This window comes from Halorubellus amylolyticus (genome assembly GCF_034808145.1).
Classification (GTDB): Archaea; Halobacteriota; Halobacteria; order Halobacteriales; family Natrialbaceae; genus Halorubellus.
In genome coordinates this window covers 933,714-956,331 of the sequence record NZ_JAXHGM010000001.1, presented here as the reverse complement: position 1 = coordinate 956,331, position 22,618 = coordinate 933,714, and the positions used below count along the sequence as shown (strand labels likewise).

Genomic DNA, 22,618 nt, shown 5'->3' with positions numbered 1-22,618 from the left:
CCGGTCGTGCCAGCCGGTCATGAGTACCCGTGTCACGCACGTCCGCCGGGGGGAGTGGCCACGGCTCTCCGGCCGTCGAAGGGGAGCCTTTTGTCCGCCGGGCGCGTCGCGGCGAGCATGAAACAGGTCATCGCCGCACGCACGGACCTCGACATGGGCCGCGGGAAGCTCGCGGCGCAGGTCGCGCACGCGTCGCTGTCGGCGTACGAGGACGCCGACTCGCGGACGCGCAAGGCATGGAAGGGCGAGGGACAGAAGAAGATCGTCGTGAAGGTCAGCGGCGAGGACGAACTGTTCGACGTCGCGAGCCGCGCGGAGCGAGAGGGCCTCCCGCACGCCGTCATCCGGGACGCCGGGCACACGCAACTGGACCCGGGGACGCCGACGACGTGCGCGGTCGGCCCCGGCCGTGACGACGTCGTCGACAACGCGACCGGACACCTCTCGCTATACTGATGACGGCGACCGATTCGCCGCGCGTCCTCGTCGCCGGGGAGACGCTCGTCGACCTCGTCGCGCCGGACGCGCCGATGGCGACCGCGGACGCGTTCGACGCGCGCGTCGGCGGGGCGCCCGCGAACGTCGCCGCCGGCCTCGCAGCGCTCGACGAACCGGCGTGGCTGTGGACGCGTCTCGGCGACGACGGGTTCGGGGAGCGCTGTCGACGCGCGCTCGACGCGCACGGCGTCCCCGACCGGTTCGTCGAGGTCGACGCCGAGCGCGCGACGACCGTCGCGTTCGCCGCACGCGAGCGCGGCGACGCACCGGACCTCGCGTTCACGTTCCACCGGGGCGCCGACCGCCACCTCGGGCAGGGCCCCGTCGCCGCATCACCGACGGACGCGTTCGCCGACGTGGACGTCGTCGTCGTCGGCGGCATCTCCCTCGCCGCCGACCCGGCGCGCTCGGCGGTCCTCGACCTCGCGCGAGCGGCCGCGGACGCCGACTGCACGCTCGTGTTCGACCCGAACGCCCGCCCGGCCGCGTGGCCCGACGACGAGTTCCGGACGGTCACCGAGCAGGTGCTCGCGCTCGCGGACGTCGTGAAGGCGACGCCCGCGGACCTCGCCGCCGTCGGCTTTGACGTCGCGAGCATCACGCCCGGCAGCGAGCGCGGAGCGCCCAGTCCCAGCGACGCGCCGGCGCTCGCGGAGGCGGTCTGCGAGCGCGGCCCGCACACGACGTTCCTCACGCTCGGGAGCGACGGCGCGGCCGCCGCGAGCACGCACCGGTCGCCGTTCGGCCGCGGCGGCGCGACCCACCACGGGTACGACGTCGACGCGGTCGACCCGACCGGCGCCGGCGACGCGTTCCTCGCGGCGGTCGTCGCCGAACTCGCCGACGGCGCGACCGACCCCTACAGCGTCCTCGACGTCGCCACCGCCGCGGGCGCGCTCGCCACCACCGCCCGCGGCGCGATGCCCGCCCTCCCCGGCCGGGACGCCGTCGACGCGCTCGTCGCCGACGACGTCCACGCCATCGGATTCGGCGCCCACGACGCACCCAGGGGCGACGACGAGCGCGGTGGCAACGACGGAGGTGCGGCATGACTCGCGACGCCCACCCCCGCGAGCGAGCGGTCGGCATGGAGGTCTACGCGAGCGACGTCGACGGCGTCGGCGGCCGCCTCCGCGACCGCGACGAGGGCTTCCGGGTCGTCGAACGCGAGGCGTTCGCGACCGAGCCCGTCGACGCGCCCACCGGCGACTACCCCTACCTCGTCTGCCGCGTCACGCTCCACGGCTGGGACACGAACGACTACGCGCGCCGGCTCAGCGACGCGATGGGCATCAGTCGCGAACGCGTCTCCTGGGCGGGCACGAAGGACAAGCACGCCGTCACCACCCAGCTGTTCAGCGTCCAGGGCGTCGACCCCGACGACCTCCCCGACGTCGACGGCGCGGACCTCGAGGTCGTCGGGCGCGCCGGCCGGGACATCTACTTCGGTGACCTCGCCGGGAACGAGTTCCAGATCCGCATCAGCGACGTCGACGCCCCGGAGAACGCGAGCGCCGTGACCGACGCGCTCCGCGAGTGGGGTGACGTCGAGGAGGCGGGGGAGTCGACCGTCGCCGTTCCGAACTTCTTCGGCCAGCAGCGCTTCGGGAGCCAGCGGCCGGTCACGCACGAGGTCGGCCTCGCCATCGCGCGCGGCGACTGGAAGGGCGCGGTGCTCGCGTACGTCGCGAACCCGAACGACGCCGAGCGCGAGGGGACCCGCGAGGCCCGCGAGGTCGCCGCGAGCGGGGACTGGCAGGCGGCGCTCGACGCGTACCCGCGACGGCTCCGGTACGAGCGCACGATGCTGCACACGCTCGTCGAGCGCGACGCGAGCGACCCAGCGGACTACCGCGCGGCGCTCGAAGCGCTTCCCTCGAACCTCCAGGCGCTGTTCGTGCACGCCGCGCAGTCGTACGTCTTCAATCGCGTCCTCAGCGAGCGCCTCCGCCGCGGTATCCCGTTCCATCGACCCGTCGCGGGCGACGTCGTCTGCTTCGCCGACGGCGACGCGCCCGACGACCTCCCCGTCCCCGACCCCGACCGCGCGCAGCGCGTGAGCGAGCGCCGCGTCGACACCATCGCCCGGCACTGCGAGCGCGGTCGCGCGTTCGTCACCGCACCGCTCGTCGGCACTGACACCGACCTCGCCGACGGCGAACCCGGCGAGATAGAACGAAGCGTCCTCGACGACTGCGGGCTCGAACCCGGCGACTTCGACCTCCCCGGCGAGTTCGAGAGCACCGGCACCAGGCGCGCCATCCGGATCACCACGCCCGTCGACGTCGACGCCGTCGACGGCGAGGACGCACTCGACGTCGCGTTCGCACTCCCCTCCGGGAGCTACGCCACCACCGTCCTCCGCGAGTACTGCAAGGTCGACCCGCTCCAGTTGACCTGAACGAGGCGACCTAGGACGCCGTGCTCACTATCTTCACGACGTCGCCCTCCTCGAGTTCGTGGTCCTCGCCGATGTCGCGGCCGCTCCGCGCGTCGACCGCGTGCAGGTAGCCGTCGCCGATGTCCGAGTGCACCGCGTACGCGAGGTCGACGGGCGTCGCGTCGCGTCCGAGCAGGAAGGCGTCCGGGAGGACGTTCCCCTTCGCGTCCGTCCACTTGCTCTGGTCCTGGACGGGGAAGAGCGTGATGCGGTCGAGCAGGTCGTAGACCGCGTAGTCGATGGCCGACTGGACGCCCGTGCCATCGTACTCGGTCATCGCGTCCCGGAGCCCCTGGAGGCGCTCGCGTTGCGCGTCCGTGACGTCCCCGAGTATGTCGAAGTCCGCGTCGCCAGGGTCGTAGTCGACGACCCCGGCCTCCGCGCCCTTCCGCAGCGCGAGCTCGCCCTCCGCGGTCGCCGGGACGACGGGCTTGTCCAGGTCCATGAGCGCCTGGACGTTCTCCGCGGGGGCGACGTCCATCTTGTTCGCGACGACGACAATCGGTTTCGTGCGTTCGCGGACGAGCCTGGCGAGGGTCTCCCGGTCGTCGTCGGTCCAGTTCTTCGGGTCGTCCGGGTACGTCATCTCGCGGAGGACCGCCTGGACGTCCGCCGGGCCCGCGCCGAACCCGGTGAGCATGTCGCTGAGGGCGTCGTCCATGTCGAAGTCCGGCGAGCGGGACTTGCGTTCGATGCCCTCCCAGTTCCGAGAGACGATCCCCGCGAGCCAGAGGTCCATCTCCTCCTCGATGAAGTCCACGTCCTCGATCGGGTCGTGCGTCCCGATGTCGACGGGTTCGCCCTCGGCGTTCGTGCCACCGGAGGCGTCGACGACGTTCACGATGACGTCCGCGTTCGTCAACTCGTCGAGGAACTGGTTCCCCAGGCCCTTCCCCTCGTGCGCACCGGGGACGAGGCCGGCGACGTCCAGCAGCTCCACGGGGACGTACCGCTTCCCGTCGTGACAGTTCTCGTTCCCGCAGCGCTCCTCGCGGTCCAGGCACGGACAGTCGGTGCGAGCGTGCGTGACGCCGCGGTTCGGGTCGATGGTCGTGAACGGGTAGTTCCCCACGTCGACGTCCGCCATCGTCGCCGCCTTGTAGAACGTAGACTTGCCCGCGTTCGGCTTCCCGGCGAGCGCGATAGACAGCATACCCCACGGTAGCCGCGGGCGGCGAAAGGCGCTTTCGGTCGTCGCCGTCCAGAACCGTTTTGTCCGACCCGCGAGGGCACGCGAGCATGGAACGAACCGGGGTCGACGCTGAGGGCGCGACGGGCGGCACGGGCGTCGGCGACGCGCTCGGGACCACCGACCTCGCCGTCGTCCGCTATCGGCTCGCGCCCGGCGAGGGGTTCCCGAGCGGCCTGCACGCCCACCTCGACCAGGAGGAGGTGTTCGTCGTCCTCGCCGGCGAGGCGGTCTTCGAGGTCCTTCCGCCCGCGGCCGATTGGCCAGAGAGCAGTGCGGAATCGCCGGGAGACGCGGAATCGCCGAGCGGCGCACGCCCGAGGGGCCGCGAGGTCACCGTCGCTGCAAGTGAAGCGGTGCGGTTCGCGCCCGGCGAGTTCCAGACCGGGCGGAACCCCGCGAGCGCCGACCGCGACCTCGTCGCGCTCGCCCTCGGCGCGCCGAAGGAGACCGACGACGTCCGCATCCCGGCGCGCTGTCCGGGCTGCGGCGCACCAGCGCTCCGGCTCGGCACCGGCGGCGACGCGTTCACGCTCGACTGCTCGGAGTGCGAGTCGTCGTTCGACCCCGGACCCTGTCCGGACTGCGGGAGCCCCGACCTCGCGATGGGTCTCGACGCCGACCGCCATCCGGTCAGTCGCTGCGCGGACTGCGAGAGCGAACACGAGACCGCTCCGCTCGTCCACTGACGAACACCCCACAGGAGACCGACCACCGGCTCGCGATTACTCGACGCCGCGACCGCTGAGGCCGAGGAGTCGTTTCACTCGACGCTGCGACCGCTGAGGCCGAGCATCTGGACCTCGCCGCGGGCGCGCATCCGGCCGTCGACCTCGGCGTTCTTCGACAGCTCGAGGTCCTTGCAGCCGATGTCGCCCAGTACCTTCGCGCCCGGCGCGATCTTCACCTTCCCGTTCCGCGTGGTGACGTCGCCGTGGATGCGCGTCCCTTCGCCGACGACGATGTCGCCCTTCGCACGGAGGCTCCCGAAGACGTTGTTTCGCTCGCCGACGTCGATGGACTCCGCGCGAACGTTCCCGTGGATACGGCAGTCGTCGCCGATGGTCGCCGGCGTCGACACCCGCCACGCGTCGTCGTTCACCGTCGCAGACCGCGGGATGACGAGCGGCTCCTCCTCGACCGCCTCGGTGTCGAACGCCTCGTCCGCGAACGCCTCCGCGGCCTCGTCCTCGCCCATCAACATCAGCTGCTTGAGGTACATGAACAGGAAGACGACGGTCGGCATCGGGTTCCGGATGACGATCCAGCCGTTCGCCTCGAACCCCTCCTCGATGTCGACGTCGTCGCCGACGTCCAGGTCGCCCGCGACCCGGAGCTGGCCGGCGACGTGCACGCGCTCGCCGACGTACGCGTCCCGGCCGACGAGCACGTTCCCGGAGACGTCGCTCCACATGTCGAGGCGGAGGTCGCCCTCGGCCTCGACGTTCCCGCCGATCGTCACGCCCTCACCACAGAGAACGTTGTGCCCACGGAGCCCGAACTCCACTGTGGAACGACCGCCGACGACGACGTCGCCGTCCGCGACGAGGTCGTGTTCCTCCACGGTCGTCCCGCTCGGAATCTGGAGTTCGTCGAGTGGATCCGTGTGCAGTGACACGCGTGTACGTACGACCCTCGGGGGTCTTAAACCTCGCGCGAGCGTCAGACGCAAGTCAGACGGACGGCGTCTGGCGGTTCGCGCCGCGGCGTTCGACGGCCGCCTGGGCCGTGTCGACAAACGAGACACATAACTGCGTTCGCGGCCAGTTCCCAGGTATGACGACGCTCTCCTTCGACGAAGACGGGGTCGACGTGGTGTACGAGGGAACGGAGTTCCGGATGGAACGCGACCTCATCGAGGAAGCGACCGAGAAGGACTACTACGACGTCACCGACCACGAGGTCATGAAGCTCGTCGCCGAACAGCCGAACCTGACGGGCGAACCGCGACTCGTCCGCGACATCGTCCGCGACTGACGCCGCGGGTCACTCGCCGCGGAGCGACCGCGGGTCGAACCGCTCGTTGACGCCCTCCCACTCGTACTGGTCGCGGTCCGCGCGGGTGTCGAGGTACACCTCCACGCCGTTCCCGTCGGGGTCGTCGAAGTACAGCGCCTTGCTGATGCCGTGGTCGACCGGTGCCGTGGAGACGCCGCGTTCCTGGAGGCGGTCGTAGACCACGGCGAGCGCGTCGCCCGTCTCCACCTCGAACGCGGTGTGGTAGAGGCCGACGCCGGCCCCGGGCGGGTCGGCGTCCGCGCCGACGCCTTGGAGCGCGACGTCGTGGTGGCGGTCGCCGAAGCTCAGGAACGCGAACGACCCGTGGCGTTCGGTCACGTCGAGCGCGAGGACGGTCGTGTAGAACGCGACGGCGCGGTCGACGTCGCGGACCTTCAGGTGGACGTGACCCACCAGGTGCGGGCCGTCGCCGACGGCCGATGGAGTGTCGCTCATGGATCGGCTACGCGACGCGGCCGTTTAGCGACCGCGGCCACGGCGACGGCGTCCGCGACCGCGTCGCTAGGAGTCGTCCCCTTCGTCGTCGCGGTCGTAGCGTTCGCTCGCAGCGGCGAACCCGGTCTCGTCGAGTTCGCGACTTCGGCGGTCCTCGGCGACCGCGAGCGCCGCCGCGCTCGGGTTCGCGTCGTCCGTGATGCGCGCCCACGAGTCGTGGACCTTCGAGTGACACCACCGGCAGAGCGCGACCGTTATCTCGTGACTCGGTCCGTCGCTTTCTTCGGCCACGTCGCCGCCCTCGGACGCCTCGTCATCGGTCTCCAGTGGCGCGCCCGTCGCGTCCGCGGCGCGTCTGGCGGCGTCGTCGGCGTACGACAGGTGGTGTTCCTCGACGAGCGGGCGCTCGTCGTCGTGCGCCATCCGGCGTTCCTCGAGCCCGCAGCGCGCGCACTCGCGGCCGCTCGTCGTCGAGCGGAAGTGCGGGCAGTCGCGCCAGTCCCAGTCCGGGCCGACGTCCGCGACGACCGGGCACGCGAGGTCGTCGCGGCGACGAGCGCGCGCGAACGCCGGGTCGTGCTGGGGGTGTTCGAACGCGTACCGGCACGTCCCCTCGCTCGTCAGGTGGTCGCAGACGTCGACGTGCTCGTAGGGGTCGTCCACGCCGACGCCCGTGCCCTTCGGCGTCTTCTCCATGGTATCGAGAGCGGTTCGAGTCGTCGCGTGCGTCGGTTATTGGACGGCCTCGGTCGCCTCGCGCATCGCCGCGAGGGCCTCCTTCAGCGTCTCCACGTCCGTCGCGTACGAGATGCGCGCGTACCCTTCGCCGTGCGAGCCGAACGCCTCCCCGGGGACGACCACGACGTCGCGCTCCAGGACCGCGTCCACCCAGCCGTCGGGGACCTTCGGCATCGCGTAGAACGCCCCCGACGGCGTCGGGACGTCGAGCCCCATGTCCTCCAGGCCGTCGAGGACGACGTCGCGGCGCTCCTCGAACTGCGCGACCATGTCGTCGACGACGTTCTGCGGGCCGCTGAGTGCGGCCTCCGCGGCGTACTGCGCCGGGGCGCTCGCACACGCCTGGATGTACTGGTGGACTCGCAGCATGCGCTCGATGCGCGGCGTCGACGACGTCACCCAGCCCAGGCGCCAGCCCGTCATCGAGTACGTCTTCGAGCACGCGCTCACGACCGCGACGTTGTCGGACTCGGCGAACGCGAGCGGCGTGTGGTGCTCGCCGTCGAACAGGATGTGCTCGTAGACCTCGTCGCTGATGCAGAGGACGTCGTGCTCGTCCGCGATGCGCGCGAACTCCATCACGTCCGCCTTCGACTGCACTGCGCCCGTGGGGTTCGCGGGCGAGTTCACGATGAACGCGGCGGTGTCCTCGGTGATGGCGTCCTCGACCGCTCCGGGGTCCATCGTCAGGTCGTCGCGGAGCGGGACCGGGGCCGGCTCGCCGCCCGCGACGTGCGTGAGGTTCTCGTACGCGACGAACCCCGGGTCGGGGTAGATGACCTCGTCGCCGGGGTCGACGTGCGCCTGCATCGCGAGATGCAGTGCCTCCGACCCGCCCGCGGTCGCGATGACGTCCTCGGGGTCGACGTCCAGGTTCTGGTCGTCGCTGTACCGGCCCGCGATGGCTTCGCGGAGCGCCAGCGTCCCCTTGTTCGACGTGTACGCGTCCGCCTGGCCGGACTGGATGGCGTCCACGGCAGCCTGGCGCGCGTGCTCTGGCGTCGGGAAGTCGGGCTGGCCGAGACCGAGGTTGATCGCGTCCTCGCTCGCCGCCTCGAAAACCTCCCGGATGCCGCTTATCGAGACCTTCGTCGCTCGTTCTGCGAACTCCGTCATACCAGAACCCGCGAGCGCCGCCACCGTAATCCTACCGTGAGAACGAGTACCGAACGCGGCGGCGCGAGCGGACCGTACGCTGCCCCCGACCGCGGGGGTGACGACCGCTACTGGTACATCCGGAGGGGTTGAGCCTGCGAGCTCTCCTCCTTCTGCACTTGCTGCATCTTCGCGGCGAGTTGCTCCTTCTTCTCGCGGATGTCCTCCGCGTGCTCGACGAGGTCGGAGACGTCCACGTCGACGTTCGCGAGCGGCGCGATACCGTGTTCGATGAGGACGCGACTCGCCTCCGGGTCCGGGAACTGCGGGTCGCTCTCGACGACCAGCGCCACGCTCTCCAGGTCCTGTTCGGCCGCGCGGTTCACGAGCGCGCCGGTCGGCCCCGAGATGACGCCGCTCTCGCTCGGCCGGTCCACGCCGAGTTCGTCGAGGAGCGCACCGCCGCCGGCGGTCCCGACGCCGTGCATCGCGGGCGGCGCGTCGTCCTTCTCCGCTCCCATCCCGCTCAGGTAGACCGGCGTCACGTTCGCGTCGACGAGCCAGGACGTGAAGCAGTCCGCGAACTCGCGGACCGCCTCCTTGTTCACCGGGATGTCGCTCTGGAGGACGAGGAGGTCCGCGTCCGCCGCCGCGTAGATGCGGACCGGTGGTCGGACGTCGCGCTCGCCGTCGTGATAGACCGCGACCGGCGCGAGCGACTCGCAGTGCACGGTCGCGTACAGGTCCATCTCGAGCGTCTCGACGAGGTGATCCGCTGCGATCTTCCCGACGAGTCCCACACCCGGGAGACCCTCCACGAGCACGGGGTCGTCGAGGCTGACGTCCAGTCGTTCCTTGACGTGTGCCATGCGCGAACCCACGCCGGGCGGCCCGATAAAACCGAGGGCGGTTCGACGCCTCCCGGGTCCGGTCGCGTCCGCAGCGTCTCCCGGGGCCAGGCGCATCCGTCCCGTCAGCGAACGCGCGCTCGACACCTCACTCCTGCATCGCGTCGTAGAGTGCCTCGGCGCCGGCGGCGTCGACGCTCCCGCGGTAGAGCCGGAGGTCGTCGACCGCGCCGTCGAGGTGCGCGTCGTACGCGCCGTCGTCACCCGACGGGACGAAGCCGACGCGTGCAGCGTCGATGCCCGACGCCTGCTTGGGCTGGTAGCCCTGGTCCGCGTCGACGCCGGTCGCCGTCACCCCGGCGCCGTCGACGAACAGCCGTGCCTCCGCGCCGGGTTCGACTGTCGCGACGACGTGATGCCACACGCCAGGGTCGAACGCGCGGCTCGCGGCGACCGCCGCCTGGTAGTCGTTCCGGCGAGTCTCCGTGTTGAACCGCGAGACGCGGACGTTTCCGCCGCGGAGACTGACCGTGACGCCGACCCCGGAGAGGAGCACGTACCAGTCGTCGAGTGCCGCCGGTCGCATCCAGAACGCGACCGTGACGGGGTCCCCCACGTCGAAGTGGCGGTCGAGTGCGTCGTAAGGGAGGTCGTAGAAGCCGCCCTGAGAGCCCGACCCGCGCCCGCGGAAGTCCAGTACCGTCCCCCGCTCGTCGTCGACGAACGCCAGCCCACTCCCGACCGGTCGCCCGTCGACGTCGTTCACCGAATCCGCGAACGAACCATCCAACGCGTGCCGGAGCACACCCTCGAGGCCCGCGACCCCAGCCCCCGAGTCCGTCTCCGTCTCGGTGTCCGTCTCGGTCGTGGTCTCCGTCTCGGTCTCGGCCGCGGTGTCCGTCTCGGTCGCCGTATCCGTCTCGGTCGCGGTCGTCGTCCTCGTCGTTCGTCCAGTCGTCGCCGCGCCCGTCGTCGTCCCGTCCTCTCCACCGGTTAGTCGAAGACACCCCCCAGTCAGTAGCGGTGCGAGCACGCCACCGGCCCGAAGGAGCCGGCGCCGCGTCCGCCCGGTCGAATCGTTCGTCACGCCCCGAACGTCACCCCCCGACGTACTTGCTATCATCGAATGACGCAGTCGGTCACACCGCGAACGCCATCGACCTGTCGCCCCCGTCGCGCCCGGTTCGCGGCGACGACCCGAAACCGACAAGCGACCGCCCGCGCTACGGCGGGGCATGGAACCCTTCGAGCGGTACCGGGACGTGGTCGACGACTACGACGCGTTCCTCGCTGCGTGCCAGCGCGGCCTCCCGATGGCGGTGCGCGTGAACACGCTCCGCGCCACGCCCGACGAGGTCGTCGCGGCGTTCGAGGCCGAGGGCGTCGACGTCGAACGCGTCGACTGGCACCCGCACGTCCTCGTCCCCGACACCGACAAACCCGGCACGACGTGGCCGGCGTACCACGGCTGGGCGCACGGCCAGGAGGAGGTGTCGGCGATCCCGGCGACCGTCCTCGACCCACAGCCAGGCGAGCGCGTCTGGGACGCCTGCGCCGCCCCCGGCAGCAAGACCACGCAGCTCTCCGCGATGATGGACGACGAGGGGACCGTGGTCGCGAACGACAACAACCTCGGGCGGCTCTCCGCGCTCCGGTTCAACACCGAGCGCCTCGGCGTCACGAACACCGTGGTGACGAACCGCGACGCGCGGAACTTCTCCCTGAAGCCGTTCCAGCGCGAGGACGAGGACGACGAGGCGGTCGCGTTCGACCGCGTCCTCGTCGACGCACCCTGCTCGTGCGAGGGCACCATCCGGAAGAACCCCGACGCGCTCGACGACTGGAACCTCGGTCACGTCGAGCAGGTCGCGAGCGTCCAGAAGGGCATCCTCCGCCGTGCCGCGCAGGTCACGAAGCCCGGCGGGACCATCGTGTACTCCACGTGCACGTTCGCCCCGGAGGAGAACGAGGCCGTCCTCGACCACGTCCTCGCCAGGGAACCCATCGAGGTCGTCGACTACGACCTCCCCCTGGAGCACGTCGACGGCCTCACCGAGTTCGACGGCGAGACGTACGACCCACAGGTCGGGAACGCCAAGCGCGTGTACCCACATCACAACGACACTGGCGGGTTCTTCACCGCGAAACTCGAGGTGACCGCCGAATGACCGACGACACTGGACCGAACGGCGACACCGGCTCGAACGACGACGCCGGTCCGAACGACGACGACGGACCGAACGACGACGCGACGATGGCGTCCAACGACGGCCAGCAGTTCGACCGCCTCCCCGAAACCGCTGCGGACCGCGAGGTCGAAGGGCGCGCCACGCGCGAAGCGGTCCTGGAGTGGTGGGAGGACCGTTTCGGTGTCGACCCGGCGGTCTTCGAGAACCACTCGTTCTGGGAGAAAGGCGCCGGGAAGGTCTGGGCGTTCGCGGGCGACCTCCCGGACCCGACGCGGGACGTCGAAGCGGCCGGGATGACGTTCCTGCGGACGCGCCAGGAGCACTGGAAGCCGACCACGGACGCCGCGCAGCGCTTCGGGCGGCACGCGACGCGGAACACCATCGAACTCGACGACGCCGAGGCGAAGCGGTTCGTCGCCGGCGACGACCAGGACCTCGACTGGGACGGCGACTGGGGGTACGTCATCCCCGTGCACGACGTCGCCGACCGTGCGGAACCGCTCGGCGTCGGCCTCTACGTGTACGACGAACTGAAGTCGATGGTCCCGAAAGGCCGCCAGCGCGACGTCTGACCGCCCCGGGCCGCCAGCGCGACGTCTAGCCGTCACGTCATCGTGGACGATTCCAGGGCGTAGCAACTGGTTACAACCCTTCTTGAGCGGTTCCGCGGTACTAGCACTCGTGGGTCCAACGACCCGCGTCCACCAATGACTCTCGACCAGATCGCACGCGACAAAGGAACGCTCGTGACAGCAACGCCAGACCACTCCATCGAGGACGCCGCGAAACTGATGGCCGAACACGAGGTCGGATCGCTCGTCGTCGAACGCGACGACGAGCCCATCGGGATCATCACCGACCGCGACGTCGCCCTCGGCGTCGTCGCCGCCGAGAAGGACCCCGCGGGGACGACCGTCGCGGACGTCATGACGCGCGAGCCCGTGACCGTCCACGTCGACGACGGCGTCTACGAGCTCACGGAGACGATGCGCGACAACAGCATCCGCCGGATGCCCGTCGTCGACGACGACGGGATGCTCGCCGGCATCGCTACGCTCGACGACGTGTTCGTGCTCGTCGCCGACGAGATGCACGGGCTCTCGGAGGTCATCCGCGCCGAATCACCACCGTACTGACCGACCCAGGGGTTCATCCGTGATAGCGCGGCCACGGTCGACGTGACCTGACAGTCGCCGGGGCGCGCCCACCCGTCGCACGATGCCAGCGCGCCTCGACCTCACTCCGCCATCCCAGTCGCGAACGGCACCCGGATGGGTCGACGCGGCATCGTCAGTCAGCCCCGAGACAGTCGCTCCCGTCCCGACACGAGGGCCGTACTTCGACGAACGCCGTCACTTCTCGCGGACCGTCCCACCCGAGAGTCCGGTCCACTCGACGCGGTACCCGAGCGTCGACAGCGCCGCGCTCGCGTCGTCGACCCCGTACTCGTCGAGCACCGCCTCCGCGTCCGCGTACGCCATCCCGTCCGCGAGCTCGCCGTCGACGTCGTCGAGGACCGAGGGACGGACGAGCGTCCGCCCCACCAGCTCGTGGTCGGGGAACGCGACGTCGGCGAGCGCGTCCTCGCTGACGCCTTCGCGCTCGGCGAGCGACGCGAGCGTCACCACGTCGTCCACGGGCGTCAGCGACGCCGGGAGCGACGCCGCCGCGTCCGCGACCAGGTCCGCCTCGTACCCGCGGAGGACGTCCACGACGTCCTTCACGCGTACCGACCCCGAGTACGGCACCACTGCCGCGTTCGTCGCCGCGACGTCCTCGCCGACGCCGAGGGACTCGTCCACCGCGACCACCATCTCGACGTCCTCGACGGTCGCGAGCTGACCGAGCTTCTTCTCGACGTACTCGGGCGTCCAGAACCCCATCACCTCGAAGAACGCCCTGAAATCGGGGCCCACGTCGGGGTCGCCGCCGGGCGCGTAGTCGAACGCGAAGTCCGGGATCATCACGCGATGCCCGGTCGCGAGCGGTTCGGGCTCCCGCGACAGCACCCAGTCCAGGTCCAGTCCCTGGAACCGTGCGGCGAAGTCCGCTTCGACGCCCGAGTCGAACTCGACGTCCGCAACGGGGTCAGCGTCCGGGACGCGGACCGGGTCGTCGGCCGACAGCACGAGTTCGCGTTCGGTCCCGTGGTCGTCTACCGTCGCCTCGACCCGCCAGTCGGAGGCCTTCGCGACCGTCCGGAGAAGTCGCGCGAACCGCGTCCCGTACCGACGCGACCGCGAGAACAACGCGTCCGGGCCCGTGACCACGACCTCCCGGATACTGGCCGTCCCCTCGCCCGCCTCCGGGCCGTCGTCGGTCCGCCGGATCTCGTACATGAGCCGCAGGCGCTTGACCGCGGAGACGAGCGCCTTCGGGTCCGACGACCGCACGCGCACCTCGACGGCGTCGAACAGCGCCGTCTGTGCGAGCGAGAGGTTGTACTGCGCGAGCAATCCCTCGGGGTCCCAGGGTGCGTCGAAGGCGGCGAGCACCTGGCGTTCATCGAGGTCCGCGAACAGCGACGCGTCCACGTCATCGACGTCGACCGCGAGCGAGTCCGCGGCCCGAGCGAGTGCGCGTTCGCGCTCCGCCGGCGTGACGACGCCACCGCGTTCCTCCGCCGCGACGAACGCCGCCCGTCGCGCGCTCGACGGCACCACGGGGGCTCGCGTCTCGAACGACGCCGTGCGCTCGCAGCACTTCGCGAGTCCGCGTACGAGCTTGAAGTCCTCGGCGTCCCCTTCGAGCGCCCGGAGCGCGTCGTCGAGGTCGAGTCGCGGTTCGCCGACGTGCCCCTGGAACGTCCCGACGACGCGCGCCGCCAACGGTCGACTCGCCCGGTCAGCGAACACCGGCCGGTAGCCGCCGCCACGGCGCGACACCCGGAGGAGGTCCTTCGTCAGCACGTGCCGGACTCCGGTCCACGCCGACAAGGGTGTGACGCCTCGCCGGTCACACGACGGGCATGCGGCGTGGAGACGATTCAGAGCACAAAGGTTTCATGCGGCGTGGCGCTCACTGGCGAGTATGCGCCGTCGTCGCGTCCTCGCCGCGCTGTCGTTCACCGCCACCGCGCTCGCGGGCTGCACCACCGGTCCGGCGAAGTCCGGGCCGAAGTGGGGGGCGCCGGAGACCGAACCCGGGACACCGACTCAGGACGATTCCACGACCACGCCGACGACGGGTCCCGGGGTCGGCCTGCAAGCGGGCTTCGAGTATCGGACCGGTACCGCGACCGACGGGTTCGCGATCACGGTGACCGTCCGGAACACCGTCGACGAACCACGAGAGGCGGTGCTCGTGGTGACCTGGAGTGCCAGCGACGACTCGCGGACAGAGGAGCGGCGCGTGTCGCTCGACGCCGGCGCGTCGACGACCTACGAGATGACGTTCCCCGAGGTCGGCGACCTCTCGTTCGACTGGCGGGAGCCCTGAGTCTCGCCGGGTTCGACCGGTCGCGTGGACTCAGCGCCGCCGGCTGGCGACGCGCTCCTCCGCGGTGTCTCGACTGACTATCTCGTAGAGACGCGCGGTCTTCCCGTCCCGTGGGCGGAGGATGCGGCCGAGGCGCTGCGTGAACTCGCGTTCGCTCCCGCTCCCCGAGCAGACGACGCCGACGTTCGCCGCCGGGACGTCCACGCCCTCGTCGAGGACGTTCGAGGAGACGACACGCGAGTATCGACCGTCCCGGAACCGCTCCAGTATCTCCTTGCGTTCGCTCGCGCTCGTCTGATGCGTGATGACGGGGACGAGGAAGCGTTCGGCGACCCGGTACGCGAAGTCGTTGTGCGCCGTGAAGACGATGACGCGGTCGTCGCGGTGCCGGTCGAGGACGTCGCCGAGCGCGTCGACCTTCGCGTCGCTCCCGAGCATGATGCGGCGCGCGCGCTCCTTCGCTAGGAGCGCCTCGCGCGCCGCGGGGTCGTTCCCGGAGCGCTTGACGAGTTCCTGATAGTCGCTCCCGGACCGCATCTGGATGCCGGACCGTGCGAGGTAGTCCGTGAACGTCTCCTGGTTCGCCTCGTAGCGCTCGCGTTCGTCGGGCGTCAGATCGACCTGGACGCGCTTGACGTCGTACGGCGCGAGGTGCTCGCCCGCGAGGTCGTCGACGGAGAGGCGGTGGACGAGCGGGCCGACGAGGTCCGCGACCACCTCGTGCGCGTCGTCCGGCCGCTCGAACGTCGCGGTGAGTCCGAGACGAGCGGGTGCGGCGAGGAGGCGCGCGACGTCGCGGTAGCCTTCGCCACCGAGGTGGTGGACCTCGTCGAACACGACGAACCCGAACCGGTCGCCGACGTCCTCCGCTTTCAGGTACGCGGAGTCGTACGTCGACACGGTGATTGGTTCGAAGCGCTGCTCGCCGCCGCCGAACTGACCGATCGGGACGTCGAACTCGGCGTCGAGCTCGCGCCGCCACTGTTCGAGGAGGTCGATGGTCGGGACGACGACGAGCGTCGGCGTCGACAGCGCCGCCATCGCCGCGATGGCGACGACGGTCTTCCCGCTCCCCGTCGGGAGTTCGAGGTTCCCGCGACGGCCGGCGTCCGTCCACGCGTCGAGCGCGTCCCGCTGGTACGACCGGAGTTCGTACGTCGTCTCCAGCGACGGAAGGGCGTCGAGGTCGAGCACGTCGTCGTCCACGTCGACGGATGCCGCCGCGAGCGCGTCTCGGAGGGTCGCGTACGCGACGGCCGGTGCACGGTACCCGCCGCTACGCGGGTCGGCCTCAAGGTCGGGGACGGCGTCGACGACGGCGTCGGGGACGTCGCCGTCGAGCCGCACGGAGCCGTTCTCGAACCGAAGCGCGACGGTCACGACAGGACGTCCGAGTGCACGTCAGTTAAGCGAGTCGCTCCGGTGACCCCACGGGCCGCCAACGGGGCCCGACGGTGCGGCGGTCCGTCCAGTCGCCGCAGCCGGTGGACGGGCGTTCGCGGCCACGGCAGGCGTACCTGAATCCTTTTATCCGAAGGGAGGTTTTGTTTCGACCATGAGCGAAGACGAGGGGTCAGTGGACTCCACGGCGGACGCCGAGGAGACCGACGACGCGGCATCCGTCGACGATGCCGGTTCGGGGGACGAACAGGCCGCGACGACCGGTGGGGCTACCGACGGGGAACCGAACGCGACCGACGACGACGCATCGGAACCGGTGGACGACGACGGGTTCGTGACCGCCGAGCCGGAGGCAGCGGGAGCGCAACCGTCGGACGACGAGGGCGGCGACGGCAGCCCGGTGAGCGAGGACATCGTCGATCGCGTCGCCGAGTACGACGACGACGCCGCTGCCGAGGTACGCGCGCTCGTCGAACGGGCGTTCGAACTGAAGACCGAAACGCAGCGCGTCCCCGAACTCGAGGCGCGAGTGGCCGACCTCGAGGACGACGTCGAGACGCTCCGCGAGGAGCGCGAGGACCTCAAGTCGAAGCTCAGACGGAAGCAAGCGGACTTCAAGAACTACAAGGAGCGACAGAAGCGCAAGCAAGAGCAGCTGAAGGAGCGCGCGACCGAGGACCTCGTCGAGCGACTCGTCGGCGTTCGCGACAACCTGAAGCGCGCGCTCGACCAGGACGTCGACGACGACGAGAGCATCCGCGGGGGCGTCGAGATGACGTTGAAGGAGTTCGACCGCGTGCTCGACGAGGAGAACGTCGAGGAGATCGCGCCCGACGCCGGCGAGGACGTCGACCCGCAGCGTCACGAGGTGATGGTGCGCGTCGACAGCGACCTCCCCGAAGGAACCATCGCGGAGGTGTTCAACCCCGGCTACGAGATGGCGGGACGCGTCATCCAGGCCGCGCAGGTGACGGTGAGTAACGGCGCTGACCACGAACCAGAGGCGGGCGACGATACCGAGGACGTGACCGCCGAGACCGACGGTTCGGGCGCGAACGGCGACGACGGCGAGGAAGCCGTCGCGCTCGGTGGCGAGGTCGACGCCGAGAACGCCGAATCGGGCGAAGACGTCGACCAGGCGAGCGACGACGACATTAGTGCAGCGCTCGACGACGAGTAGTATCCAGCACCCATTCCGTAATTTACCCTTTTCAGGCGTTTGAACGCCCCTAGGCAATTTTATTCGAGTGAACGTTCTGTAAAGCAACTTTTAAAACGGTCAGGCGTGTATGGTAGCGTAACATGGCGAGCAACAAGATTCTCGGTATCGACCTCGGTACCACAAACAGCGCGTTCGCGGTGATGGAAGGGGGCGACCCGGAGATCATCGTGAACAACGAAGGCGACCGAACGACGCCGAGCGTCGTCGCGTTCACCGAGGACGGTGAGCGCCTCGTCGGCAAACCCGCGAAGAACCAGGCGATCCAGAACCCCGACCGCACGATCTCCTCCATCAAGCGCCACATGGGCGAGGAGGACTACACGGTCGACATCGACGGCGAGGAGTACACGCCCGAGCAGATCTCGGCGATGACCCTCCAGAAGATCAAGCGCGACGCCGAGGACTACCTCGGCGACGACGTCGAGAAGGCCGTCATCACGGTTCCCGCGTACTTCAGCGACCGGCAGCGCCAGGCGACGAAGGACGCCGGCGAGATAGCCGGGTTCGACGTCGAACGCATCATCAACGAGCCGACGGCCGCGGCGATGGCGTACGGTCTGGACGACGATTCCGACCAGACCGTGCTCGTGTACGACCTCGGTGGCGGGACGTTCGACGTCTCCATCCTCGACCTCGGTGGCGGCGTGTACGAGGTCGTCGCGACGAACGGTGACAACGACCTCGGTGGTGACGACTGGGACCACGCGATCATCGACTGGCTCGCCGCGGAGTTCGAGGACGAGCACGGCATCGACCTGCGCGACGACCGGCAGGCGCTCCAGCGCCTGAAGGACGCCGCGGAGGAGGCGAAGATCGAGCTCTCCAGCCGGAAGGAGACGGAGATCAACCTGCCGTTCATCACGGCGACGGACGACGGCCCGATCCACCTGGAGAAGAGCCTGACGCGCGCGAAGTTCGAGTCCTTGACCGCGGACCTCATCGAGCGCACGCAGCCGCCGACCGAGCAGGCGCTCGACGACGCCGGCTACGAGAAGGGCGACATCGACGACGTCATCCTCGTGGGTGGGTCGACGCGCATGCCGCAGGTGAAGGAGCAGGTCGAGGCCATGCTCGACATCGCGCCGAAGGGGAACGTCAACCCGGACGAGGCCGTCGCGCTCGGCGCGGCGATTCAGGGGGGCGTGCTCGGCGGCGAGGTCGACGACATCGTCCTGCTGGACGTCACGCCCCTCAGTCTCGGTATCGAGGTGAAGGGCGGGCTGTTCGAGCGCCTCATCGAGAAGAACACGACAATCCCGACCGAGGAGTCGAAGATCTTCACGACGGCGGCGGACAACCAGACGACGGTGCAGGTTCGCGTGTTCCAGGGTGAGCGCGAGATCGCCGACGAGAACGAGATGCTCGGCGAGTTCCACCTGACGGGGATTCCGCCGGCGCCCGCTGGGACGCCCCAGATCGAGGTGGCGTTCAGTATCGACGAGAACGGTATCGTGAACGTCACCGCGGAGGACAAGGGCAGCGGGAACAAGGAGGACATCACCATCGAGGGTGGTGCTGGCCTGTCGGACGCGGAGATCGACCAGATGCAGTCGGAGGCGAAGGAGCACGCCGAGGAGGACAAGCGCCGCCGCGAGCGCATCGAAGCGCGGAACAACGCGGAGGCGACGCTCCAGCGCGCGGAGAAGCTTCTCGACGAGAACGCCGACGAGGTCGACGACGCGCTCATCGAGGACATCGAGGCGGAGATGGACGAGCTCGAGGCGACGCTCGACGACGAGGACGCGTCGAAGGAGGATATCGAGGACGCGTCGAAGGCGCTCTCGGACGAACTCCAAGAGATCGGGAAGCAGATGTACGACGGTGCCGCGGCCCAGGGCGGCCCGCAGGGCGGTCCCGAGGGCGGCATGGGCGGCGGTATGGGTGACATGGGTGGTGCCGGCCCCGAAGGCGCTGCTGCGGACGGCGACGACGAGGAGTACGTCGACGCCGACTTCGAGGACGTCGAAGAGGACGAAGAGGCCTGACGGCCTCTTCGTCCTCTTCTGCCCGCCAGAAATCTACGGTTTCTGGGGACGTCGAAGAGGACGAAGAGGCGTAAGCGGACGGGCCGGATTCGGTCGCGGTCTTCTGTTTTCGTGCGTTTGTGGGTTCTTCGGTGAGTCGCCGGTTCTGTGTGTGTGGGTGGTTCTGGGTGGCGAGCCGAACCCGTTCTGTTGAAGTGTGCGAGTCGTGTATGGGTGTGTAACGAGATGACGGAGGACTTCTACGACGCGCTCGGTGTGAGTCGGGATGCGTCCGAGGACGAGATCAAGCAGGCCTATCGGAAGAAGGCCGCGGAGTATCACCCGGACGTGTCCGATGCGGAGGACGCTGAGGAGAAGTTCAAGCGGGTGAAGAAGGCGAAGGAGGTGTTGACCGACGAGGAGAAACGACAGGCGTACGACCGGATGGGTCACGAGCGGTTCGAGCAGGCGGAGAAGCGCGGTGGGTTCGACGGCCGTGGTGGCGCTGGTGGTGCTGGCGGTGCCGGTGGACCGTTCGGTGGTGCCGGCGGTGCCGGTGGGCCGTTCGGTGGTGCCGGTGGTGGCGGTGGTATCAACGATATCTTCGAGCAGTTCTTCGGTGGCGGTGGTGCGGGTGGCGGACGGCGTGGGCCGCGACCGGGCCGGGACCTCCGGATGGAGATCGGGCTCGACCTCGAGGAGGCGTTCGAGGGCGTGACGAAGGAGGTCTCCATCACGCGACCGTCGCGGTGCGACGTCTGCGAGGGCGAGGGACATCCGCCGGAGGCCGAGGCGGAGCGGTGCCCGGAGTGTAACGGGGACGGGCGCGTGACACGCGTCCAGCAGACGCCGTTCGGGCGGATGCAGCAGACCGGCGAGTGCCCGCGATGTGACGGCGCTGGCGAGCTGTACGACGAGACGTGTAGCGAGTGTCGTGGGGACGGAATCGTCCGCGACGACGTGACGATGCGCGTCGACATCCCCGCGGGCATCAAGACCGGGCAGACGATCCCTCGCGAAGGCGAGGGCGCACCCGGCGAGCCGGGTGCGCCCAACGGCGACCTCCTCATCGACGTTCGCGTCCGCGAGCACGACGAGTTCGAGCGCGACGGCGACGACCTCTACTACAATCTCGCGGTCTCGTTCCCGCAGGCGACGTTCGGGGACGACGTCACCGTGGACGTGTTCGGGGAGGAGGTCGAGGTGGAGATTCCCGCGGGGACCCAGAGCGGCGAGCAGTTCCGCGAGCGTGGTGCCGGGATGCCGCGCACGAACCGTCGCGGGCGAGGGAGTCTCGTCGTGCAAGTACAGGTCGTGACGCCCGAGCCGAGCGAGTTGAACGAGGAGCAGCGCGAGGCCCTGGAGGCGTTCGCGGAAGCGGGTGGTGAGGAGATCGAGCTCGACGAAGGGTTCTGGCAGAAGATCAAGAACTCGTTCTGATCGCCGAGATTTGTTGGGGTCGTTCCTCGCCGATGCGTCGGCGAGTACCGTTCTGTGTCAGTCGCGAGCGTCCGGTTCGGCGGTCTCGGGCGAGTTCTCGTTCCCGGAGACGGGGCGCCGCGACTCGGTGTTCCCGTCCGCGGGACGACCGTGGTCGTCTGGTCCGTCCGCGTTCGCGGGCGGTGCAGTGGCGTCGTTCGGACGGGTCGCGGCCGGTTCGGTCGACTGCTGCGAGTTCCGTGGGGCGTCTCGGTGACGGCCGCGTCGCTGCGAGGGCGTGGCGTCCGTCGCGCCGTCGGACGACTCTTCGGTCGCTTGCTCGCGTTGGGTCTCGAGGAGTTCGAGCACGGCTTGTTGCAGGCGTTCGGGTTCGGCCGCGTTGTCGAACTCGACGTAGCCGATACCGCGGTTGTTGCCCACCGAGAGGAACGAGATGGTCGCGAACCCGAGGAGTGCCTGCAGGCGGCTCTTGGAGAGTTCCACGCCCCGGATCATGTGGAGTGGGAGTTCGCGGGATTCCTCGCGGTACGCCAGGTGGTACTGGCGGCGGACGCTGTCGGTCGTGACGACGTACTTCGTCCGGTAGAGAACGATGTACCGTATCAGGAGCCGGACCGCGCCGATGCCCGTCAGCCCGAGGACGACGAGCCCGGCGATGCGTGCGTTCTCTCCGTCACCGAACAGCGTCGGATTCTGGTAGAGGAACGCGCCGAGGACCCCGCCGACGAGTATCGTCAGGACGAGGTAGCCGAGCACGAGCAGGGTCGCTGGTGATGCGACGGTGACGACGTCGCCGCCGAAGGTGTCTTCGTCTCGATTCGCCACGAACCGTTCGTCTGTGTCTTCTGTCATGGATCAGCCGACGATGTTGAGCGAGTACGCGAGGATGGTTCCGACGATGTACAGTGCCGGTGCGGCGGCGACCGCGAGGAGGACGAGGAAGCCCGTGAAGCGCGAGGCGCCGTGGTTGATGCGTGCACCGAGGTACATCGAGTACAGGTAGTAGAGCACGCAGCCGACGAGTGCGGCGAGCACGAACTGGCCTTCCTGGGAGACGGCGGCGACGTTGACGGGGTCGGGGCGGCCGGACGCGAGCGTGAACTCGCTTCCGAGGGTGTCGATGAAGAAGTAGATGAACTCCTTCTGGATGGCGATGACGAACGCGGCCGCGACCTCGGTCGTCGTCGACTGCGAGAGGTACCAGACGAGACTGAACAGGCCGGCGAGGTACGCGCTCGTCGAGTACGTTATGGTGTGTGCCGTCTGGAGGACGCCCTTCGAGTTGAGTGTCAGGAGGACGGCGGCGTGATAGTTCACGAGCGTGAGGAGTGCCGCGACGGTGAGGAACGCCGAGTTCTGGGTGAGTGCGGAGAGGAACTGCCAGAGCGCCGTCGGGTTCGCGAGGCCGCCCGCGAGTTCCGCGAACCACCCTGGTGCGTCGGCCGTGCTCTGCACGCCGATGCCGGCGAGCGTCAGCGGGACGGCGTACAGCGCGAGGTTCACGACGTACACGACCGCCAGTCGATTCAGCTCGAGCGCTCTCCACGTCCAGCCCGCGGCGTAGTTGTCGGTCCGCGATTGGACGAACCGCCGCGGTTGGAAGACGGCGTTGAACAATCCCCGAACCACCCCTGCAACGTATCCAGTTCCCATCGAGTGACACGCCTACGTTTAGATACCACCTGTATAACGATTGCGGCAC

The 22,618-nt window shown here is 69.6% G+C and carries 23 protein-coding genes; 12 read left to right on the top strand and 11 right to left on the bottom strand.

Going from position 1 to position 22,618, the window contains the following annotated elements; all coding sequences use genetic code 11:
- The first annotated feature begins 117 nt into the window (after positions 1–117).
- From pth2 to truD, 3 genes are read left to right on the top strand one after another with little or no spacing between them, the layout of a single operon-like run.
- Positions 118–456 (top strand): peptidyl-tRNA hydrolase Pth2, encoded by a 339-nt coding sequence (gene pth2, locus SM754_RS04845; protein ID WP_323675070.1) that lies wholly within the window; start codon positions 118–120, stop codon positions 454–456.
- Positions 456–1,550 (top strand): carbohydrate kinase family protein, encoded by a 1,095-nt coding sequence (locus tag SM754_RS04840; protein WP_323675069.1) that lies wholly within the window; start codon positions 456–458, stop codon positions 1,548–1,550. The genes pth2 and SM754_RS04840 overlap by 1 nt, the downstream gene beginning before the upstream one ends.
- The gene (gene truD / locus SM754_RS04835; protein WP_323675068.1) at positions 1,547–2,899 is read left to right on the top strand and encodes a tRNA pseudouridine(13) synthase TruD; all 1,353 of its coding nucleotides are present in this window, start codon (positions 1,547–1,549) and stop codon (positions 2,897–2,899) included. Before SM754_RS04840 ends, truD begins: the two co-directional genes overlap by 4 nt.
- 10 nt (positions 2,900–2,909) lie before the next feature.
- On the opposite strand, the gene SM754_RS04830 is transcribed toward truD, so the two are convergent.
- Positions 2,910–4,091 (bottom strand): redox-regulated ATPase YchF, encoded by a 1,182-nt coding sequence (locus tag SM754_RS04830; protein ID WP_323675067.1) that lies wholly within the window; start codon positions 4,089–4,091, stop codon positions 2,910–2,912.
- Positions 4,092–4,177: 86 nt separating this feature from the next.
- On the opposite strand from SM754_RS04830, the gene SM754_RS04825 reads away from it, so the two are divergent.
- The gene (locus tag SM754_RS04825) at positions 4,178–4,816 is read left to right on the top strand and encodes a cupin domain-containing protein (protein WP_323675066.1); all 639 of its coding nucleotides are present in this window, start codon (positions 4,178–4,180) and stop codon (positions 4,814–4,816) included.
- Positions 4,817–4,890: 74 nt separating this feature from the next.
- On the opposite strand, the gene SM754_RS04820 is transcribed toward SM754_RS04825, so the two are convergent.
- A complete protein-coding gene (locus tag SM754_RS04820; RefSeq protein ID WP_501993738.1) occupies positions 4,891–5,745 on the bottom strand; it encodes a polymer-forming cytoskeletal protein in 855 nt (284 codons plus the stop codon).
- 158 nt (positions 5,746–5,903) lie between these two features.
- Between SM754_RS04820 and SM754_RS04815 the strand changes: the two genes are divergently transcribed.
- Entirely contained in the window at positions 5,904–6,104 is a 201-nt protein-coding gene (locus tag SM754_RS04815) for a DUF5800 family protein (protein ID WP_323675065.1), read from the top strand.
- Between the two features lie 9 nt (positions 6,105–6,113).
- Here SM754_RS04815 and SM754_RS04810 read toward each other — a convergent pair whose 3' ends face one another.
- The 5 genes from SM754_RS04810 to SM754_RS04790 form a co-directional block, all read right to left on the bottom strand.
- A complete protein-coding gene (locus tag SM754_RS04810; RefSeq protein ID WP_323675064.1) occupies positions 6,114–6,581 on the bottom strand; it encodes a VOC family protein in 468 nt (155 codons plus the stop codon).
- Positions 6,582–6,647: 66 nt separating this feature from the next.
- Positions 6,648–7,277: a DUF7097 family protein gene (locus tag SM754_RS04805; RefSeq protein ID WP_323675063.1), complete on the bottom strand. Its 630-nt coding sequence runs from the start codon at positions 7,275–7,277 to the stop codon at positions 6,648–6,650.
- Positions 7,278–7,313: 36 nt separating this feature from the next.
- Positions 7,314–8,435, bottom strand: a complete 1,122-nt coding sequence (locus SM754_RS04800; RefSeq protein WP_323675062.1) for a pyridoxal phosphate-dependent aminotransferase — start codon at positions 8,433–8,435, stop codon at positions 7,314–7,316.
- A gap of 107 nt (positions 8,436–8,542) precedes the next feature.
- The gene (locus tag SM754_RS04795) at positions 8,543–9,283 is read right to left on the bottom strand and encodes a proteasome assembly chaperone family protein (protein WP_323675061.1); all 741 of its coding nucleotides are present in this window, start codon (positions 9,281–9,283) and stop codon (positions 8,543–8,545) included.
- A gap of 127 nt (positions 9,284–9,410) precedes the next feature.
- A complete protein-coding gene (locus SM754_RS04790) occupies positions 9,411–10,385 on the bottom strand; it encodes a LamG-like jellyroll fold domain-containing protein (RefSeq protein WP_323675060.1) in 975 nt (324 codons plus the stop codon).
- 112 nt (positions 10,386–10,497) lie between these two features.
- On the opposite strand from SM754_RS04790, the gene SM754_RS04785 reads away from it, so the two are divergent.
- From SM754_RS04785 to SM754_RS04775, 3 genes are all read left to right on the top strand, one after another.
- Positions 10,498–11,430, top strand: a complete 933-nt coding sequence (locus SM754_RS04785) for an RsmB/NOP family class I SAM-dependent RNA methyltransferase (protein WP_323675059.1) — start codon at positions 10,498–10,500, stop codon at positions 11,428–11,430.
- An 86-nt stretch (positions 11,431–11,516) separates the two neighbouring features.
- On the top strand, positions 11,517–12,023 hold the full coding sequence (locus SM754_RS04780) for a DUF7122 family protein (protein WP_323675255.1): 507 nt from the start codon (positions 11,517–11,519) through the stop codon (positions 12,021–12,023).
- A gap of 135 nt (positions 12,024–12,158) precedes the next feature.
- Complete coding sequence (locus SM754_RS04775; protein ID WP_323675058.1) at positions 12,159–12,587, top strand: CBS domain-containing protein; 429 nt, start codon at positions 12,159–12,161, stop codon at positions 12,585–12,587.
- A 216-nt stretch (positions 12,588–12,803) separates the two neighbouring features.
- On the opposite strand, the gene SM754_RS04770 is transcribed toward SM754_RS04775, so the two are convergent.
- On the bottom strand, positions 12,804–14,360 hold the full coding sequence (locus tag SM754_RS04770; RefSeq protein WP_323675057.1) for a DUF790 family protein: 1,557 nt from the start codon (positions 14,358–14,360) through the stop codon (positions 12,804–12,806).
- 121 nt (positions 14,361–14,481) lie between these two features.
- Here SM754_RS04770 and SM754_RS04765 point away from each other — a divergent pair, with 121 nt between their 5' ends.
- Positions 14,482–14,889: a hypothetical protein gene (locus SM754_RS04765; protein WP_323675056.1), complete on the top strand. Its 408-nt coding sequence runs from the start codon at positions 14,482–14,484 to the stop codon at positions 14,887–14,889.
- A gap of 30 nt (positions 14,890–14,919) precedes the next feature.
- On the opposite strand, the gene SM754_RS04760 is transcribed toward SM754_RS04765, so the two are convergent.
- Entirely contained in the window at positions 14,920–16,269 is a 1,350-nt protein-coding gene (locus SM754_RS04760) for a DEAD/DEAH box helicase family protein (protein ID WP_323675055.1), read from the bottom strand.
- A gap of 175 nt (positions 16,270–16,444) precedes the next feature.
- Between SM754_RS04760 and grpE the strand changes: the two genes are divergently transcribed.
- The 3 genes from grpE (at position 16,445) to dnaJ (ending at position 20,916) form a co-directional block, all read left to right on the top strand.
- A complete protein-coding gene (gene grpE / locus SM754_RS20485) occupies positions 16,445–17,470 on the top strand; it encodes a nucleotide exchange factor GrpE (protein ID WP_501993737.1) in 1,026 nt (341 codons plus the stop codon).
- Positions 17,471–17,592: 122 nt separating this feature from the next.
- Positions 17,593–19,497, top strand: coding sequence for a molecular chaperone DnaK (gene dnaK, locus SM754_RS04750; protein WP_323675054.1), 1,905 nt, complete (start codon positions 17,593–17,595; stop codon positions 19,495–19,497).
- Positions 19,498–19,722: 225 nt separating this feature from the next.
- On the top strand, positions 19,723–20,916 hold the full coding sequence (dnaJ, locus tag SM754_RS04745; protein ID WP_323675053.1) for a molecular chaperone DnaJ: 1,194 nt from the start codon (positions 19,723–19,725) through the stop codon (positions 20,914–20,916).
- Between the two features lie 57 nt (positions 20,917–20,973).
- Here the strand turns inward: dnaJ and SM754_RS04740 are convergent, their stop codons facing one another.
- Both SM754_RS04740 and SM754_RS04735 read right to left on the bottom strand, forming a co-directional pair.
- A complete protein-coding gene (locus tag SM754_RS04740) occupies positions 20,974–21,768 on the bottom strand; it encodes a PH domain-containing protein (RefSeq protein ID WP_323675052.1) in 795 nt (264 codons plus the stop codon).
- Positions 21,769–21,771: 3 nt separating this feature from the next.
- Positions 21,772–22,569 carry a hypothetical protein gene (locus SM754_RS04735; RefSeq protein WP_323675051.1) on the bottom strand — a complete coding sequence of 266 codons (798 nt, stop codon included), beginning with the start codon at positions 22,567–22,569 and terminating at the stop codon, positions 21,772–21,774.
- Positions 22,570–22,618 lie beyond the last annotated feature (49 nt).

Excerpts from the sequence above, each read along its gene's own strand:
- pth2 (WP_323675070.1), top strand. The coding sequence starts at position 118 with ATGAAACAGGTCATCGCCGCACGCACGGACCTCGACATGGGCCGCGGG.
- SM754_RS04840 (WP_323675069.1), top strand. The coding sequence starts at position 456 with ATGACGGCGACCGATTCGCCGCGCGTCCTCGTCGCCGGGGAGACGCTC.
- truD (WP_323675068.1), top strand. The coding sequence starts at position 1,547 with ATGACTCGCGACGCCCACCCCCGCGAGCGAGCGGTCGGCATGGAGGTC.
- SM754_RS04830 (WP_323675067.1), bottom strand. The coding sequence starts at position 4,091 with ATGCTGTCTATCGCGCTCGCCGGGAAGCCGAACGCGGGCAAGTCTACG.
- SM754_RS04825 (WP_323675066.1), top strand. The coding sequence starts at position 4,178 with ATGGAACGAACCGGGGTCGACGCTGAGGGCGCGACGGGCGGCACGGGC.
- SM754_RS04815 (WP_323675065.1), top strand. The coding sequence starts at position 5,904 with ATGACGACGCTCTCCTTCGACGAAGACGGGGTCGACGTGGTGTACGAG.
- SM754_RS04810 (WP_323675064.1), bottom strand. The coding sequence starts at position 6,581 with ATGAGCGACACTCCATCGGCCGTCGGCGACGGCCCGCACCTGGTGGGT.
- SM754_RS04805 (WP_323675063.1), bottom strand. The coding sequence starts at position 7,277 with ATGGAGAAGACGCCGAAGGGCACGGGCGTCGGCGTGGACGACCCCTAC.
- SM754_RS04800 (WP_323675062.1), bottom strand. The coding sequence starts at position 8,435 with ATGACGGAGTTCGCAGAACGAGCGACGAAGGTCTCGATAAGCGGCATC.
- SM754_RS04795 (WP_323675061.1), bottom strand. The coding sequence starts at position 9,283 with ATGGCACACGTCAAGGAACGACTGGACGTCAGCCTCGACGACCCCGTG.
- SM754_RS04790 (WP_323675060.1), bottom strand. The coding sequence starts at position 10,385 with ATGATAGCAAGTACGTCGGGGGGTGACGTTCGGGGCGTGACGAACGAT.
- SM754_RS04785 (WP_323675059.1), top strand. The coding sequence starts at position 10,498 with ATGGAACCCTTCGAGCGGTACCGGGACGTGGTCGACGACTACGACGCG.
- SM754_RS04780 (WP_323675255.1), top strand. The coding sequence starts at position 11,517 with ATGGCGTCCAACGACGGCCAGCAGTTCGACCGCCTCCCCGAAACCGCT.
- SM754_RS04775 (WP_323675058.1), top strand. The coding sequence starts at position 12,159 with ATGACTCTCGACCAGATCGCACGCGACAAAGGAACGCTCGTGACAGCA.
- SM754_RS04765 (WP_323675056.1), top strand. The coding sequence starts at position 14,482 with ATGCGCCGTCGTCGCGTCCTCGCCGCGCTGTCGTTCACCGCCACCGCG.
- grpE (WP_501993737.1), top strand. The coding sequence starts at position 16,445 with ATGAGCGAAGACGAGGGGTCAGTGGACTCCACGGCGGACGCCGAGGAG.
- dnaK (WP_323675054.1), top strand. The coding sequence starts at position 17,593 with ATGGCGAGCAACAAGATTCTCGGTATCGACCTCGGTACCACAAACAGC.
- dnaJ (WP_323675053.1), top strand. The coding sequence starts at position 19,723 with ATGACGGAGGACTTCTACGACGCGCTCGGTGTGAGTCGGGATGCGTCC.
- SM754_RS04740 (WP_323675052.1), bottom strand. The coding sequence starts at position 21,768 with ATGACAGAAGACACAGACGAACGGTTCGTGGCGAATCGAGACGAAGAC.
- SM754_RS04735 (WP_323675051.1), bottom strand. The coding sequence starts at position 22,569 with ATGGGAACTGGATACGTTGCAGGGGTGGTTCGGGGATTGTTCAACGCC.